The sequence below is a fragment of the Kitasatospora sp. NPDC008115 genome (assembly GCF_042957205.1).
Taxonomy (GTDB): domain Bacteria; phylum Actinomycetota; class Actinomycetes; order Streptomycetales; family Streptomycetaceae; genus Kitasatospora.
Genome location: NZ_JBIBHU010000023.1, coordinates 19,246 through 35,040 on the forward strand (window position 1 = coordinate 19,246; position 15,795 = coordinate 35,040).

Here is a 15,795-nt window from a genome sequence, read left to right on the forward strand (position 1 = left end):
CCGGAATATCCGGCGGCGCCCCCCGGTTTGGGAAGAGGCGGCCGGTCCTGGCAGACTGGACCGTCGGTCCCGGTTCACGAGCGGCCTTCCAGGCCGCCGACCCGGTGCCCTCCCGAACACTAGGAGAACCCCTTGAAGCCCAACGTTCACCCCGAGTACGTGGTCACCCGTGTGACCTGCACCTGCGGCGCCGAGTTCACCACCCGCTCGACCGAGACCAGCGGCGAGATCCGCGCCGAGGTCTGCTCGCAGTGCCACCCGTTCTACACCGGCAAGCAGAAGATCCTCGACACCGGTGGCCGCGTGGCCCGCTTCGAGGCCCGCTTCGGCAAGCAGCACAGCGCGAAGGCCTAGCGCTCCCTCGGCGCCGGTTCCCGGTGCCCCCGAACTCGTTTCCGGGGGTGCTTGGGGACCGGCGCCGTTCGCGTCCCCCCGCACCTGCGCGAACGCACCCGCGAAGCCACCCTCGCGAAACCATCCCCGCACGACGATCCCCGGGAAGAAGGCCACCCCATGTTCGAGGCAGTCGAAGAGCTCCTCGTCGAGCACGCCGACCTCGAGACGAGGCTGGCCGACCCGTCCGTCCACGCCGACCAGGCCAACGCCCGCAAGCTGGCCAAGCGCTACGCCGAGCTGACCCCGATCACCCGCGTCTACCGCGCGTGGCGGCAGGCCGGCGAGGACATCGAAGCCGCCCGCGAACTCGCCGCCGAGGACCCGGAGTTCCTCTCCGAGGTGAAGGACGGCGAGGCCCGCCGCGAGGAGCTGACCGAGGAGCTGCGGCTGCTGCTCGTGCCGCGCGACCCGAGCGACGACAAGGACGTCATCCTGGAGATCAAGGCGGGCGAGGGCGGCGAGGAGTCCGCGCTGTTCGCCGGCGACCTGCTCCGGATGTACCTGCGCTTCGCCGAGCGGATCGGCTGGAAGACCGAGATCATCGACTCCAACGAGTCCGACCTCGGCGGCTACAAGGACGTCTCGGTCGCGGTGAAGACCAAGGGCAACGCCGAGCCCGGCCAGGGCGTCTGGGCCCGGCTGAAGTACGAGGGCGGCGTGCACCGCGTGCAGCGCGTCCCCGCCACCGAGTCGCAGGGCCGCATCCACACCTCCGCGGCGGGCGTGCTGGTCACCCCCGAGGCCGAGGAGGTCGAGGTCGAGATCCTCGCCAACGACCTGCGGATCGACGTCTACCGCTCCTCCGGCCCCGGCGGCCAGTCGGTGAACACCACCGACTCCGCCGTCCGGATCACCCACCTGCCGACCGGTATCGTGGCGTCCTGCCAGAACGAGAAGAGCCAGCTGCAGAACAAGGAGCAGGCGATGCGCATCCTGCGTTCGCGGCTGCTGGCCGCCGCGCAGGAGGAGGCCGAGCGGGAGGCCTCGGACGCGCGCCGCAGCCAGGTCCGCACGGTGGACCGTTCCGAGCGGATCCGGACGTACAACTACCCGGAGAACCGCATCTCGGACCACCGCACGGGCTTCAAGTCGTACAACCTGGACCAGGTCCTGGACGGCGAGCTGAACGCGGTCATCCAGTCCTGCGTCGACGCGGACGCCGCGGCCAAGCTCGCCGCGGCCCAACAGAACTGACACCGGCGGCGAGCCCGACGTCGAGGCCGGAGAGCGGAAGCAAGAGGTCGTACGGATGAACCTGCTACTCGCGGAGGTGGCCCAGGCCACCCAGCGGTTGGCCGCGGCCGGCGTGCCGTCGCCGCGCTTCGACGCGGAGGAGCTCGCCGCCCACGTCCACAACGTCAAGCGCAGCCAGCTGCACACCGTCCAGGACGGCGACTTCGACGCCCGGTACTGGGAGGCGGTCGCCCGCCGCGAGGCCCGCGAGCCGCTCCAGCACATCACCGGCCGCGCCTTCTTCCGCTACCTCGAACTGGCGGTCGGGCCGGGCGTGTTCGTGCCCCGCCCGGAGACCGAGACGGTCGTCGAGTGGGCCATAGACGCGGTCCGCGAGATGGACGTCGCCGAGCCGCTGGTCGTCGACCTGTGCTCCGGCTCCGGCGCCATCGCGCTCGCCCTCGCCCAGGAGCTGCCGCGCTCCACCGTGCACGCCTTCGAGCTCGACGAGGGCGCGCTGCCGTACACCCGGCGCAACATCGAGGCCTCGCCCGACCGCGCCCGGGTCACCCTGCACGAGGGCGACGCCACCCGGGCCTTCGAGGACGACCGCGCCTGGGACGGCCGCTTCGACCTGGTGATCTCCAACCCGCCGTACATCCCGCTCACCGAGTGGGAGTACGTCGCGCCGGAGGCCCGCGACCACGACCCGCAGATGTCGCTGTTCTCCGGCGAGGACGGCCTCGACACCATCCGCGGCATCGAGCGGGTCGCCGCCCGCCTGCTGCGACCGGGCGGCGCCGTGGTGATCGAGCACGCCGACACCCAGGGCGGCCAGGTCCCGTGGATCTTCAACGAGGAGGGCGGCTGGACCGACGCCGCCGACCACCGGGACCTGAACAACCGCCCCCGCTTCACCACGGCGCGCAAGGCGTCGCTGTGAACCACGTCATGAGCCCGTCCGGAAGGGGACCGCACCGATGAGCCGCCGCTACGACTGTGCCGACGCCGGGGACCGCGCCACCGGCCTGCGCGAGGCCGCCTCGGCCATCCGCCGCGGCGAACTCGTCGTGCTGCCCACCGACACCCTGTACGGCGTCGGGGCGGACGCCTTCTCGCCGGAGGCCGTGGGCGCGCTGCTCGCCGCCAAGGGCCGCGGCCGCAACATGCCCTCGCCGGTGCTGGTCGGCTCGCCGACCACCCTGCACGGCCTGGTCACCGACTTCTCCGAGCAGGCCTGGGAGCTCGTCGACGCGTTCTGGCCGGGCGGGCTCACCCTGGTCGCCAAGCACCAGCCCTCGCTGCGCTGGGACCTCGGCGACACCCGGGGCACCGTCGCCGTCCGGATGCCGCTGCACCCGGTCGCCATCGAGCTGCTGAACGCCACCGGGCCGATGGCCGTCTCCAGCGCCAACCGGACCGGCGGCCCGTCCCCGGCCACCTGCGACGAGGCCCAGCAGCAGCTCGGCGACGCCATCTCGGTCTACCTGGACGGCGGCACCGCCGACCACGCCCAGGCCTCGTCGATCGTCGACGTCACCGGCAAGGTGCCGGTGCTGCTGCGGGCCGGCGCGATCTCCGCCGAGCAGCTGAGGGAGGTCGTCCCCGACCTGGAGGCCGGCAGTTGACGGCCGCCTCCCTCCATGCCGGGCCCGGCATATCGCCGTACCTGAGCGTGGGCCCCAGGCCGCTGGACCACTTCCGCATCCTGTACGTCTGCACCGGCAACATCTGCCGCTCGCCGATCGCCGAGCGGCTCACCCGGCGTGAGCTGGACACCCGGCTCAACCCCCGGGTGGCCGGGCGCATCCTGGTCGAGTCGGCCGGCACCTGGGGCCACGTGGGCGCGCCGATGGAGGAGCACGCCGCCACGGTGCTGGACGAGTACGGCGCCGACAGCGGCGGCTTCACCGGCCGCGAACTGCTGGACGAGCACGTGGTCGAGGCCGACCTGGTGCTCACCGCGACCCTGGACCACCGGGCCCAGGTCATCTCGATGGGCCACGAGGCGGGGCTGCGCACCTTCACCCTGAAGGAGTTCACCCGGCTGGTCCGCACGATCGACCCGGGCACCCTGCCGGACCCCCGGCGCGGCGCGGACGTCACCGAGCGCGCCCGCGCGCTGGTCCGCGCCGCCGCCGCGCTGCGCGGCTGGCTGCTGGCCGCCGACCCCGAGGCGGACGAACTGCACGACCCCTACGGCGCCCCGATCGGGATGTTCCGCAACTGCGGCGAGGAGATATTCCACGCCGTCGACCCCGTCGTCACGGCCCTCACCGGAGTCCGGGCCCTGCTCTGAGGCCCGGCCCCTTCGTCGCTCCCTCGCTTCTCCCTCCCGGCACCGGCGCGCCCTGGCCCGCTCCCGTGCTTCTCCCTCGGCACCGGCGCGCGCCCACCCGGGGGTAGCCCGGCACGCGCCGCCGTGCCGGGGCGCGGGGGCGGTCCTACGCTGGAGAAATCCGACCCGACGCGCCCGGGAGCCCCGCCATGACCGTCACCGATGCAGCGACCGGCCCCGTCGACACCACCGGAGCCCGCTCCGCGGCCCTCTTCCGGGCCGATCCGCAGGTGGCCGACCTGCTGGCCGCCGAGGCCGAGCGGAGGGCCGAGACGGTCCAGCTGCTGGCGGGGGAGAACCTCACCGGTCCGGCCGTCCTGGCGGCCCTCACCGGCCCGCTGATCGACAAGTACGCCGAGGGCTACCCCGGCCGCCGCCACCACACCGGGTGCGCGCTCGCGGACGCCGCCGAGCTGCTGGCGATCGACCGGGCCCGCGCGCTGTTCGCCGCCCCGCACGCCAATGTGCAGCCGCGCTCCGGCACCTCGGCGATGCTGGCCGCCTACGCCGCGCTGCTGCGGCCCGGCGACGTGGTGCTCGCGATGTCGCTGGAGCACGGCGGCCACCTCAGCTGCGGATCGCGGGCCAACTTCTCCGGCCGCTGGTTCGACTTCGTCGGCTACGGCGTGCGCCGTGAGGACGGGCTGATCGACCTCGACCAGGTCCGCGAGCTGGCCCTGCGCTACCGCCCGAAGGCGATCGTGGCCGGATCCATCTCCTACCCGCGGCACCCGGACTGGGCCGCCTTCCGGGAGATCGCCGACGAGACGGACGCCTACCTGGTGGCCGCCGCCGCCCAGACCACCGGCCTGATCGCGGCCGGCGTGGCGCCGTCCCCGGTGCCGTACGCGGACGTCACCGTGGCGGCCACCCACAAGCTGCTCCGCGGCCCGCGCGGGGGCCTGCTGCTGTGCACTGCGGAGCTGGCGGAGCGGGTCGACCGGGCGGTCTTCCCGTTCAGCCAGGGCGGCGCCGCGATGAACGAAGTGGCCGCCAAGGCCGTCGCGCTGGCCGAGGCCGCGACGCCCGCCTACCGCGCCTACGCGCACCGCGCGGTGGCCGGCGCGCGGGTGCTCGCGGCGGGGCTCGCGCAGGCCGGCGCGCGTCCGCTGACCGGCGGCACCGACACCCACCTGGTGACCGCCGACGTCGGCCCGCTCGGGGTCAGCGGCGCCGAGGCGGAGCGCCGCTGCGCGGCCGCCGGGCTGCTGCTCGGCAAGTGCGCGCTGCCGTACGACGAGGCGCCGCCGTCGGAGGCCTCCGGAATCCGGCTCGGCACCGGCACGGTGACCTCGCAGGGCATGGGCGAGCCGGAGCTGGCGGAGATCGCGGGGCTGATCGGACGGCTGCTCGCGGACGGCACGGACGTCCGGGTCGCGGAGCGGGTCCGGGAGCTGGCGCGGGCGTTCGCCGGGCGCCGCTGACCGACCGCCGATCCGAATCTCCTACCCGGTAGGGCGAACCGCGATGCGTGCCCCCGGCGTCGGACTCAATAAGGTGTGTGCCGTGGCGACGCACCTCGAACCCCGGACAGGCAGGGGAGTACCTTCGGTACCCACCCGTCGGACAGCGCTGCAGGAGGCCAGTGGTGCGTGAGTATCTGCTGGTGCTGTTCTGCACCGCGGCCGTCACCTACCTGCTGACCGGCCCGGTCCGGAAGTTCGCCATCGCGGCGGGGGCGATGCCCCCGGTCCGCGCGCGCGATGTGCACCGCGAGCCCACGCCCCGGCTCGGCGGCATCGCCATGTTCGGCGGACTCTGCGCGGGCATCCTGGTCGCCTCCCAGCTCGACAACCTGAGCAAGGTGTTCTCCCAGGGCACCGACATCCGGGCGCTGCTCTCCGGCGCCGGCATCATGTGGCTGCTCGGCGTGCTGGACGACAAGTGGGGCGTGGACGCCCTGGTGAAGCTCGGCGGCCAGATGATCGCCGCCGGCGTGATGGTCTGGCAGGGCGTCACCGTGATCACCCTGCCGGTGCCGGGTGTCGGGCCGGTCGCGCTCAGCCCCACCCAGGGCATGGTCATCTCGGTGGTCATGGTCGTCGTCATGGTCAACGCGGTGAACTTCATCGACGGCCTGGACGGTCTGGCCGGCGGCATGGTCTGCATCGCCGCGATGGCCTTCTTCCTGTACTCCTACCGGCTCTGGTACGGCTACACGATCACCGACGCCGCCCCCGCCGTGCTGTTCAGCGTGCTGCTGATCGGCATGTGCCTGGGCTTCCTGGCGCACAACATGCACCCGGCCCGGATCTTCATGGGCGACTCCGGGTCGATGATGCTCGGCCTGATGCTGGCCGTCGCCGCGATCTCGATCACCGGCCGGGTCGACCCCGACCTCATCACCAGCGAGCTGGGTTCGCAGACCGCCACCGTGCACGCCCTGGTGCCGATCTACATCCCGCTGCTGCTGCCGCTGACGGTCATCGCGCTGCCGCTGGCGGACCTGCTGCTCGCGGTGGTCCGCCGCACCTGGGCGGGCCAGTCCCCGTTCGCCGCCGACAAGCGGCACCTGCACCACCGACTGCTCCAGGTCGGCCACTCGCACAGCCGCGCCGTACTGATCATGTACTTCTGGGCCGCGCTGATCGCCTTCGGGACCGTCGCCTTCTCGGTCACCAACACCGGCCGGACCGTCGTCCTCACGCTGGCCGGGCTCTGCCTGGTCGGCCTGGTGGTGCTGCTCACCCCGCGGTTCCGGCCGCGGGCCCCGCGCGCGGTGCAGGCCTTCGTGCCGCCGCGCTACCGCCGCCGCCCGGTTCCGGCGGTCGTGCGGGTCGCCGACGAGCCGTCGCCCGCCGGGGGCGACGCGGACCCGGCCGCACCCGCCCCGGCCTCGCAGGACGACTTCCCGGTCGTGGACGAGGAGGTGCTCAGGCGCTTCGGGGACGGCGCCAGCGCGGTCGGACACCGGCCGCGCGGCCGGGGCTGACCGCACCCGGGCGCCGACGCGGGCGGCCACGTTCGGCGGAGCCGTCAGCTCCTCGCCTCGTCTGTTCGGGTGACTTTGCCGGGAGTCCGTGTGGCGAGCAGCACATGCATAGGGTAAAGACCACATCAAATAGCTTGTGATACCGTTCACGAGGAGCCCGGGCCTGGTCGAGAGCCTCTGCGCAAAGAGGACTCCGATCCACGAAGGTCATCCTCCCGTTCCTGGATGTGAGCACTCGTCAGGTGTTCACGCTGTTCGACGTCCGTTTGCCCGACATGCCGCCGGAGTTGCCGACATGCCGTCCCATGACGCCCGGATCATCCGAGGCGCCGCAATCCCCACCGCGGTCGCCGGGGTCGTCGCCATGACGATCGCGACCATCGTGGTGGGAATCAAGGGGCTGTACGGTGCCCTGTTCGCAGCAGTGCTGGTGATGGCGTTCTTCAGCGTCGGCCAAGCTGCTGTCGATCGCCTGAGCAGGGGAAACCCCCAACTCCTGCTGCCGGTGGCGATGTCGGTCTACATGGCCCAGATCCTGCTGGTGGGGATCGTGCTGGCGGTCTTCAAGAACACGACCGCCTTCGACACCAAGGTCTTCGGCTTCACCGTACTGGGTTGCACATTGGTCTGGACGGGGGCGGTGGTCCGGATCGGCATGAAGGCCAAGATCTTCTATGTGGAGACCGGTTCCTCCTCCAAGAAGGGGGATCCCCCGGAGCGTCAACCGTGATGCTGTGCTCGCCTCCTCCCAAAGAGGGGGCGGTGTCCGGTGCCCGGTCGACGGACTGCTATCGTCCGGGACAGCCACGGGGTGTGGCTTGCGGCGGGATCGTTCCACTGACCGGACGGATGGCGCTCCAGCACCCCACGTCTTCACACCGTCGGCCAGACGAGGGCCGCGCTTCGGCGCCGGGCCCGGTCGTGGCCGGCGCGAGAGACAAGAATCCAGTCAAAGTGCCGCACCGTGGCCGAGAGCCGCGCCGACACACCGAGGTTGCCGTAACTATGTGTCACGACGAAGGAGTCCGTGGTGAGTGCTGACAGGCTCACGCAGCTCGCCTCCGAGGCCAACTGCCACCTGTTCTCCGGCTGCGGCTTCCCGGCGCCCGGCCTGAACGAGTTCCAGTTCAAGCCGATCTTCACGATTGGCAGCGTCGAGTTCAACAAGCCGATGCTCCTTTCGATGATCGTCGCGCTGCTGGTCATCGGTTTCTTCTGGGCTGCTTTCGCCAAGCCGAAGCTCGTGCCGGGCAAGCTCCAGCTGGTCGGTGAGATCGGTTACGAGTTCGTCAAGCGAAGCATCGTGCTCGACTCCATCGGCAAGCGGGGCGAGAAGTACGTCCCCATGATGGTGTCGCTGTTCTTCTTCATCTGGCTCCTGAACGTGATGTCGATCGTCCCGTTCGTCCAGTACCCGGCTGCCGCCAACATCGCCTTCCCCGCAGCGCTGGCCCTGATCGTCTGGGTCACCTACATGGGGCTGACCTTCAAGACGCACGGTTTCGTGGGCGGTCTGAGGAACCTGTGCTGGCCGTCGGGCGTGCCCGGCTGGGTCATGTTCATCCTGGTGCCGATCGAGTTCGTCTCGAACATCTTCCTGCGGCCCTTCACGCTCGCGGTCCGACTGTTCGCGAACATGTTCGCGGGCCACCTGCTGATCGTGATGTTCTCGGTCGCCTCCTGGTACCTGCTCAGCCCGAGCATCGGCGCGCTGTACGCGGGCGCCTCGTTCACCGTGACGATCGCGCTGACCGCCTTCGAGCTGCTGATCCAGTTCCTCCAGGCCTACATCTTCGTGCTCCTCGCCAGCACGTACATCGGCGGAGCGCTCGAAGAAGCGCACTGACGTCGAACCGGCGCCGGAGCGACGGCGCCGATCCGCACGGGCAACTCCCGGCAAAGACTCCCGGTGGCCAACCACCACCGGTTCCACCACGCATAAGGACAGTTTGAGATGCAGAACCTCGCTGAGGTCTCCGGTTCCGTCGCTTCCATCGGCTACGGTCTCGCGGCCATCGGCCCCGGCATCGGTCTGGGCCTCATCTTCGGTAACAGCGTCCAGGCCATGGCCCGCCAGCCCGAGGCCGCCGGCCTGGTCCGCACCAACATGTTCATCGGTCTGGCCGTGACCGAGGCGCTCGCGCTCATCGGCATCGTCATGCCGTTCGTGTTCGGCAAGTAGTTCGGCACATCGGTAGCCAGTTTCGACGAAAGGTTCAGATATGAACCCCGTGGTCTTCCTCGCGCAGGAGGGGGAGGAGATGAACCCCCTCCTCCCCGCGTGGCCCGAGGTCATCATCGGCCTGCTTTGCTTCTTCATCGTCTTCGGGTTCCTCGGCAAGAAGCTCCTCCCCAGCATCGAGAAGGTGCTGTCGGAGCGCCGGGACGCGATCGAGGGCGGCATGGAGCGTGCCGAGGCCGCTCAGGCCGAGGCTCAGGCCACGCTTGAGCAGTACCGTGCCGAGCTCGGCGAGGCGCGCCACGAGGCTGCTCGCATCATCGAGCAGGCTCGCGAGCAGGGCGCCGCCCAGCTCGCCGAGATGCGCGAGGAGGGCAAGCGTCAGCGCGAGGCCATCGTCGCGGCCGGCCACGCCCAGATCGAGGCCGACAAGAAGCAGGCGACCGCCGCCCTGCGTCAGGACGTGGGCTCGCTGGCCACCCAGCTGGCGTCCCGCATCGTGGGTGAGTCCCTTGAGGACCACACGCGGCAGAGCGGTGTCGTGGACCGCTTCCTGGACGAGCTGGAGGCCAAGGCCACCGCTGCCCAGGGTGCGGCCAAGTGATCGGCGCCAGCCGCGAGGCACTCGCCGCCGGGCGGCAGAACCTGGAGAGCCTGACCGACTCCACCTCGGTGGACGCGGCCAAGCTCGCCGAGGAGCTCACCGCCGTCACGGCCCTGCTGGACCGCGAGGTGTCGCTCCGCCGCGTGCTGACCGACCCGTCGCGGTCGGGCCAGGACAAGGCGCAGCTGGCCTCCTCGCTGCTGAGCGGCCAGGTCTCCGGCGAGACGGTCGACCTGGTGTCCGGCCTGGTCCGGTCCCGCTGGTCGGGCGCCCGTGACCTGGTCGACTCCACGGAGCAGCTGGCCGCGTACGCCGAGGTCATCGCCGCCGACAAGGCCGGTGCCCTGGACGACGTCGAGGACGAGCTGTTCCGGTTCGGCCGGGTGGTGAGCGGTTCGCACGAGCTGCGCTCCGCGCTGACCGAGCCCAAGGCCGGCGCCGGCGCCAAGACGGCCCTGATCACGAGGCTCCTCGGCGGCCGCGCCTACGCGGGCACCGAGCGGCTCGTCGCCAGCCTGGTCAACAACCCGCGTGGCCGTAGCCTGGAGCAGGGGCTGGAGTCCTTCTCCAAGCTCGCCGCCGCCCGGCGTGACCGTGTGGTGGCCCAGGTCGCCACGGCGGTCCCGCTGTCGGACAGCCAGAAGGAGCGCCTGGCGGGTGCTCTCGGCCGGCTGTACGGCCGCCGGGTCCACCTGAACATCGACGTCGACCCCGAGGTCGTCGGCGGTATCCGGGTGCAGATCGGTGACGAGGTCATCGACGGCACGGTGTCGAGCCGCCTCGAAGGCGCTCGTCAGTCGCTCGAAGGCTGAGCATCCGAGCAGCACATCCGACCCTCGGTCGGGAAACCGGCTCCACCGGAGTCGGGAAAACGTACGGCCGGTTCATACGACCCGGCCGAGAGTCGAGTACTTGCGGCCCTCAATGGCGGGCCGAGGATCGCAAACTAGGAGAGCAGGGAAGCCTGATGGCGGAGCTTACGATCCGTCCGGAGGAGATCCGGGACGCGCTGGCCGACTTTGTCCAGTCGTACCAGCCGGACGCCGCCTCTGTGGAAGAGGTCGGCACGGTCACTGACGCGGCGGACGGCATCGCCCATGTCGAGGGTCTGCCCTCGGTCATGGCGAACGAGCTGCTGAAGTTCGAGGACGGCACGCTGGGCCTCGCGCTGAACCTCGACACCCGCGAGATCGGTGTCGTCGTCCTCGGTGAGTTCGGCGGCATCGAAGAGGGCCAGACGGTGCGCCGCACCGGCGAGGTCCTCTCCGTCCCGGTCGGCGACGGCTACCTCGGCCGCGTCGTTGACCCGCTGGGCAACCCGATCGACGGCCAGGGCGACATCGCCTCGACCGGCCGCCGCGCGCTGGAGCTCCAGGCTCCGGGCGTCATGGCCCGCAAGTCGGTCAAGCAGCCGCTGCAGACCGGCATCAAGGCCATCGACGCGATGACCCCGATCGGCCGCGGCCAGCGCCAGCTGATCATCGGTGACCGCCAGACCGGCAAGACCGCGGTGGCCGTCGACACGATCATCAACCAGCGCGACAACTGGCGCTCGGGCGACCCGGAGAAGCAGGTCCGCTGCATCTACGTCGCCGTGGGCCAGAAGGGCTCCACCATCGCGTCCGTCCGTGGCGCCCTGGAGGAGGCCGGCGCGCTGGAGTACACCACCATCGTGGCCGCTCCCGCCTCCGACCCGGCCGGCTTCAAGTACCTCGCCCCGTACACCGGCTCGGCCATCGGCCAGGAGTGGATGTACGACGGCAAGCACGTCCTGATCATCTTCGACGACCTGTCGAAGCAGGCCGAGGCCTACCGCTCCGTCTCCCTGCTGCTGCGCCGCCCGCCGGGCCGCGAGGCCTACCCGGGTGACGTCTTCTACCTGCACTCCCGCCTGCTGGAGCGCTGCGCCAAGCTGAACGACGCCCTGGGCGGCGGCTCGATGACCGGTCTGCCGATCATCGAGACCAAGGCCAACGACGTCTCGGCGTACATCCCGACCAACGTCATCTCCATCACCGACGGCCAGTGCTTCCTGGAGTCCGACCTGTTCAACGCCGGCATCCGCCCGGCCGTGAACGTCGGTATCTCGGTCTCCCGCGTCGGTGGCTCCGCCCAGATCAAGGCCATGCGCTCGGTCGCCGGCCGTCTGCGCCTGGACCTCGCCCAGTACCGTGAGCTGGAGGCCTTCGCGGCCTTCGGTTCCGACCTGGACGCGGCCTCCAAGGCCCAGCTGGAGCGCGGTGCGCGCATGGTCGAGCTGCTGAAGCAGGGCCAGTACCAGCCGTTCCCGGTCGAGGAGCAGGTCGTCTCCATCTGGGCCGGCACCAACGGCAAGCTGGACGACGTCCCGGTCGCCGAGATCCGTCGCTTCGAGCGCGAGTTCCTGGACTACGTGCGCCTCCAGCACAAGGACCTGCTGGCCGGCATCGTCGAGACCGGTCTGCTGGCCGACGGCACCGTCGACGCCCTGACGAAGGCCATCGAGTCCTTCAAGGCGGGCTACCAGACCGCCGACGGCAAGCTGCTCTCCGAGCAGGCCTGAGTCCGGTAGCGAGGGAAAGGACGTAACGACCCATGGGAGCACAGCTTCGGGTCTACAAGCGCCGGATCCGCTCTGTCACCGCGACGAAGAAGATCACCAAGGCGATGGAGATGATCTCCGCGTCGCGCATCGTCAAGGCGCAGCGCGCGGTGGCCGCCTCCACTCCGTACGCCGATGAGCTCACCCGGGCGGTGACGGCGGTGGCCACCCGGTCCAACGCCAAGCACCCGCTCACCACCGAGAACCCGAGCGCCTCGCGCGCCGCGGTCCTGCTGATCACGGCCGACCGTGGTCTGGCGGGCGGTTACTCGACCAACGCCATCAAGGCCGCGCTGACGCTCACCGAGCGCCTGCGTGCCGAGGGCAAGGACGTGGTGACGTACATCGTCGGCCGCAAGGGTGTCTCGTACTACGGCTTCCGCAACCTCCAGGTCGCGGGCTCGTGGACGGGCTTCTCCGACAAGCCGACCTACGGCGACGCGAAGACGGTGGCGGCCGAGCTGATCGAGGCCTTCACGGCGGAGACCGGCGGCGTGGACGAGCTGCACCTGATCTCGACCGAGTTCGTGTCCATGCTGACGCAGAACGCGGTCGACGCCCGGCTGCTGCCGCTGAAGCTGGACGAGGTCCAGCTCGGCGCCCAGGAGCCGGCCAAGGCGGAGATCTTCGCGCTGTACGACTTCGAGCCGTCGGCGGAGGGCGTCCTGGACGCGCTGCTGCCGCGGTACGTCGAGAGCCGGATCTACAACGCGCTGCTGCAGTCGGCCGCTTCCGAGCACGCCGCCCGCCGCCGCGCCATGAAGAGCGCGACGGACAACGCCGGCGAGCTCATCAAGTCGCTCACGCGGCTTGCCAACTCGGCCCGTCAGGCCGAGATCACCCAGGAAATCAGCGAGATCGTCGGTGGCGCGAACGCCCTGGCCGACGCTAGCGCGGGGAGCGAATGAGTATGACCACCACTGTTGAGCCGACCACGGCGACGGGCCGCGTCGCGCGGGTCATCGGCCCGGTCGTCGACGTGGAGTTCCCCGTCGACGCGATCCCGGACATGTTCAACGCCCTGCACGTCGAGGTGGACAACCCCGACGGCACGGGCAAGAAGACCCTGACCCTCGAGGTCGCCCAGCACCTCGGCGACGGCATGGTCCGCGGCATCTCGATGCAGCCGACCGACGGCCTGGTCCGCGGTTCGCAGGTCACCGACACCGGTTCCGCCATCTCGGTGCCGGTCGGTCAGATCACCAAGGGCAAGGTGTTCAACGCCCTCGGTGAGGTGCTGAACGTCGACAAGGGCGAGTTCGAGTCGCAGGTGGAGGTCCGCTGGCCGATCCACCGCAAGGCTCCGGAGTTCAAGGACCTCGAGTCCAAGACCGAGATGTTCGAGACCGGCATCAAGGTCATCGACCTCCTCACCCCGTACGTCACCGGTGGCAAGATCGGTCTGTTCGGTGGTGCCGGTGTCGGCAAGACCGTTCTGATCCAGGAGATGATCTACCGCGTCGCCGAGAACTTCGGTGGTGTGTCGGTGTTCGCCGGCGTCGGCGAGCGCACCCGTGAGGGCAACGACCTCATCGACGAGATGGTCGACTCGGGCGTTCTGGACAAGACCGCGCTGGTCTTCGGCCAGATGGACGAGCCGCCGGGCACCCGTCTGCGCGTCGCGCTCTCCGCGCTGACCATGGCGGAGTACTTCCGTGACGTCGAGAAGCAGGACGTGCTCCTCTTCATCGACAACATCTTCCGGTTCACCCAGGCCGGTTCCGAGGTGTCGACCCTGCTCGGCCGCATGCCCTCCGCGGTGGGCTACCAGCCGAACCTGGCCGACGAGATGGGCCTCCTCCAGGAGCGCATCACCTCGACCCGCGGTCACTCGATCACCTCGATGCAGGCGATCTACGTCCCCGCGGACGACCTGACCGACCCGGCCCCGGCCACCACCTTCGCCCACCTGGACGCGACCACCGTTCTGTCGCGTCCGATCTCGGAGAAGGGCATCTACCCGGCCGTCGACCCGCTGGACTCCACGTCCCGCATCCTCGACCCGCGGTACATCGCGCAGACCCACTACGACACGGCCATCCGTATCAAGGGGATCCTGCAGAAGTACAAGGACCTCCAGGACATCATCGCGATCCTCGGTATCGACGAGCTGTCCGAGGAGGACAAGGTCACGGTCCACCGTGCCCGCCGCATCGAGCGCTTCCTCTCGCAGAACACCTACGTGGCGAAGCAGTTCACCGGTGTCGAGGGCTCGACCGTCCCGCTGTCGGAGACCATCGAGGCCTTCAACTCGATCGCGGACGGCAAGTACGACTCCATTCCGGAGCAGGCCTTCTTCATGTGCGGTGGCATCGAGGACCTCGAGCGCAACGCCGCCGAGCTGGCGAAGAAGTAGTCGCGGCCGGTAGCAGCCGAGCGTGATCGCGAGGGGTGGGCCCCAGCCCTGGGACCCACCCCTCGCGTCGCATCGGCTGTGATTCCGGTCAAATCCGTGCCGCCGGTTTCATGCCGGGGGCGCGGGCCCGTTATTCTTACCGAAACTCCCGAGTAATCGGGCGTTGCATGAGCCTAGGAGCCCACGTTGGCTGAGCTGCACGTCGAGCTGGTCGCAGCCGACCGCAAGGTGTGGTCCGGTGCGGCCACCATCGTCGTCGCCCGTACGGCCTCCGGTGACACCGGCATCATGGCGGGTCACACCCCGGTGCTGAGCGTGCTGGAGACCGGTCCGGTCACCATCCGCACCACGGACGGCGGCACCGTGATCGCCGCGGTGCACGGCGGCTTCATCTCCTTCGCCGACAACAAGCTGTCTCTGCTCGCGGAGATCGCCGAGCTGGCGGACGAGATCGATGTCGCGCGCGCCGAGCGCGCACTGGAGAAGGCCAAGTCGGACCTGGACGAGCACGCCGAGCGGCGCGCCGAGGTCCGGCTGTTCGCGGCGCGCGGCCTCAAGGCCCACGCCTGAGTGTGCCGGACCCCGCCTGAGCGGGGTCGACCGACGGTCCCGGGGACGCGTGAGCGTGACCCCGGGACTGTCGTCTCAGTTGGTAGGTCAACGCGGTCGCCTGGTACGACCGACACGGGGAACGCGGGTAGCGAGGAGGTAGGTGAGCATGGTCCTCGCCCTTGTGGTGTGTGCGGCGGTCGTGGCGCTCGGTGTGATCGGGCTGGTCGCGTTCGCGGTACGCCGCCGTGTGATCCAGCGGGTCGGTGGCACGTTCGACTGCAGCTACCGGCTCAAAATGCCGGCCGACGCCTCGACGCAGCCCGACCTCGACGAGAACGGCCAACCCACCCCGGCCCCGGTCCCGCAGACCGACGGCAAGGGGTGGGTTTTTGGTATCGGCCGGTACAGCGGCGATTCGATCGAGTGGTTCCGGGTCTTCTCGTACGCCCCGCGCCCGCGCAAGGTGCTGCCGCGCCGGGAGATCGAGGTGCTCGGCCGGCGCTACCCGGAGGGGCAGGAGGAACTGGCCCTGCTCTCCGGCTCGGTGGTGCTGCGCTGCCTGCACAACGGCGCCCCGCTGGAGCTGGCGATGAGCGAGGACGCGCTCACCGGCTTCCTGGCCTGGCTGGAGGCGGCCCCGCCCGGGCAACGGGTGAACGTCGCCTGACGGGCCCGGCTAGGCTG

17 protein-coding genes are annotated in these 15,795 nt (G+C 70.3%); all 17 read left to right on the forward strand.

Annotation, left to right across the window (positions count from 1 at the left end; genetic code table 11):
* Positions 1 to 132: 132 nt before the first annotated feature.
* The 17 genes from rpmE to ACFZBX_RS26455 all read left to right on the forward strand — a co-directional run bounded on the left by rpmE (position 133) and on the right by ACFZBX_RS26455 (position 15,778).
* Positions 133 to 354 carry a 50S ribosomal protein L31 gene (gene rpmE, locus ACFZBX_RS26375; protein ID WP_030057539.1) on the forward strand — a complete coding sequence of 74 codons (222 nt, stop codon included), beginning with the start codon at positions 133 to 135 and terminating at the stop codon, positions 352 to 354.
* Positions 355 to 513: 159 nt separating this feature from the next.
* A complete protein-coding gene (gene prfA / locus ACFZBX_RS26380) occupies positions 514 to 1,590 on the forward strand; it encodes a peptide chain release factor 1 (protein WP_391536268.1) in 1,077 nt (358 codons plus the stop codon).
* A gap of 55 nt (positions 1,591 to 1,645) precedes the next feature.
* The gene (prmC, locus tag ACFZBX_RS26385; RefSeq protein ID WP_350553031.1) at positions 1,646 to 2,512 is read left to right on the forward strand and encodes a peptide chain release factor N(5)-glutamine methyltransferase; all 867 of its coding nucleotides are present in this window, start codon (positions 1,646 to 1,648) and stop codon (positions 2,510 to 2,512) included.
* 37 nt (positions 2,513 to 2,549) lie between these two features.
* Positions 2,550 to 3,197: an L-threonylcarbamoyladenylate synthase gene (locus tag ACFZBX_RS26390; protein WP_391536269.1), complete on the forward strand. Its 648-nt coding sequence runs from the start codon at positions 2,550 to 2,552 to the stop codon at positions 3,195 to 3,197.
* A gap of 29 nt (positions 3,198 to 3,226) precedes the next feature.
* Positions 3,227 to 3,868 (forward strand): protein-tyrosine-phosphatase, encoded by a 642-nt coding sequence (locus ACFZBX_RS26395; protein WP_380753335.1) that lies wholly within the window; start codon positions 3,227 to 3,229, stop codon positions 3,866 to 3,868.
* 188 nt (positions 3,869 to 4,056) lie between these two features.
* Positions 4,057 to 5,331 carry a serine hydroxymethyltransferase gene (glyA, locus tag ACFZBX_RS26400; RefSeq protein ID WP_391536270.1) on the forward strand — a complete coding sequence of 425 codons (1,275 nt, stop codon included), beginning with the start codon at positions 4,057 to 4,059 and terminating at the stop codon, positions 5,329 to 5,331.
* Positions 5,332 to 5,495: 164 nt separating this feature from the next.
* Entirely contained in the window at positions 5,496 to 6,839 is a 1,344-nt protein-coding gene (locus tag ACFZBX_RS26405; RefSeq protein ID WP_391536271.1) for an MraY family glycosyltransferase, read from the forward strand.
* Positions 6,840 to 7,134: 295 nt separating this feature from the next.
* Complete coding sequence (locus ACFZBX_RS26410) at positions 7,135 to 7,569, forward strand: hypothetical protein (protein WP_391536272.1); 435 nt, start codon at positions 7,135 to 7,137, stop codon at positions 7,567 to 7,569.
* Between the two features lie 300 nt (positions 7,570 to 7,869).
* Positions 7,870 to 8,685, forward strand: a complete 816-nt coding sequence (atpB, locus tag ACFZBX_RS26415; RefSeq protein WP_391536273.1) for a F0F1 ATP synthase subunit A — start codon at positions 7,870 to 7,872, stop codon at positions 8,683 to 8,685.
* 108 nt (positions 8,686 to 8,793) lie between these two features.
* Positions 8,794 to 9,021, forward strand: coding sequence for an ATP synthase F0 subunit C (atpE, locus tag ACFZBX_RS26420; RefSeq protein WP_327680722.1), 228 nt, complete (start codon positions 8,794 to 8,796; stop codon positions 9,019 to 9,021).
* A 40-nt stretch (positions 9,022 to 9,061) separates the two neighbouring features.
* Positions 9,062 to 9,622, forward strand: a complete 561-nt coding sequence (locus ACFZBX_RS26425) for a F0F1 ATP synthase subunit B (RefSeq protein ID WP_391536274.1) — start codon at positions 9,062 to 9,064, stop codon at positions 9,620 to 9,622.
* Positions 9,619 to 10,434, forward strand: a complete 816-nt coding sequence (locus ACFZBX_RS26430) for a F0F1 ATP synthase subunit delta (protein WP_391536275.1) — start codon at positions 9,619 to 9,621, stop codon at positions 10,432 to 10,434. Before ACFZBX_RS26425 ends, ACFZBX_RS26430 begins: the two co-directional genes overlap by 4 nt.
* 155 nt (positions 10,435 to 10,589) lie before the next feature.
* The gene (atpA, locus tag ACFZBX_RS26435; protein WP_391536276.1) at positions 10,590 to 12,164 is read left to right on the forward strand and encodes a F0F1 ATP synthase subunit alpha; all 1,575 of its coding nucleotides are present in this window, start codon (positions 10,590 to 10,592) and stop codon (positions 12,162 to 12,164) included.
* 32 nt (positions 12,165 to 12,196) lie between these two features.
* The gene (locus ACFZBX_RS26440; protein ID WP_391536277.1) at positions 12,197 to 13,111 is read left to right on the forward strand and encodes a F0F1 ATP synthase subunit gamma; all 915 of its coding nucleotides are present in this window, start codon (positions 12,197 to 12,199) and stop codon (positions 13,109 to 13,111) included.
* Positions 13,112 to 13,113: 2 nt separating this feature from the next.
* Complete coding sequence (gene atpD / locus ACFZBX_RS26445; RefSeq protein WP_391536278.1) at positions 13,114 to 14,559, forward strand: F0F1 ATP synthase subunit beta; 1,446 nt, start codon at positions 13,114 to 13,116, stop codon at positions 14,557 to 14,559.
* Between the two features lie 186 nt (positions 14,560 to 14,745).
* Entirely contained in the window at positions 14,746 to 15,129 is a 384-nt protein-coding gene (locus tag ACFZBX_RS26450; protein WP_380753264.1) for a F0F1 ATP synthase subunit epsilon, read from the forward strand.
* A gap of 148 nt (positions 15,130 to 15,277) precedes the next feature.
* Positions 15,278 to 15,778, forward strand: a complete 501-nt coding sequence (locus ACFZBX_RS26455) for a DUF2550 domain-containing protein (RefSeq protein WP_344324216.1) — start codon at positions 15,278 to 15,280, stop codon at positions 15,776 to 15,778.
* The last annotated feature ends 17 nt before the right edge of the window (positions 15,779 to 15,795 follow it).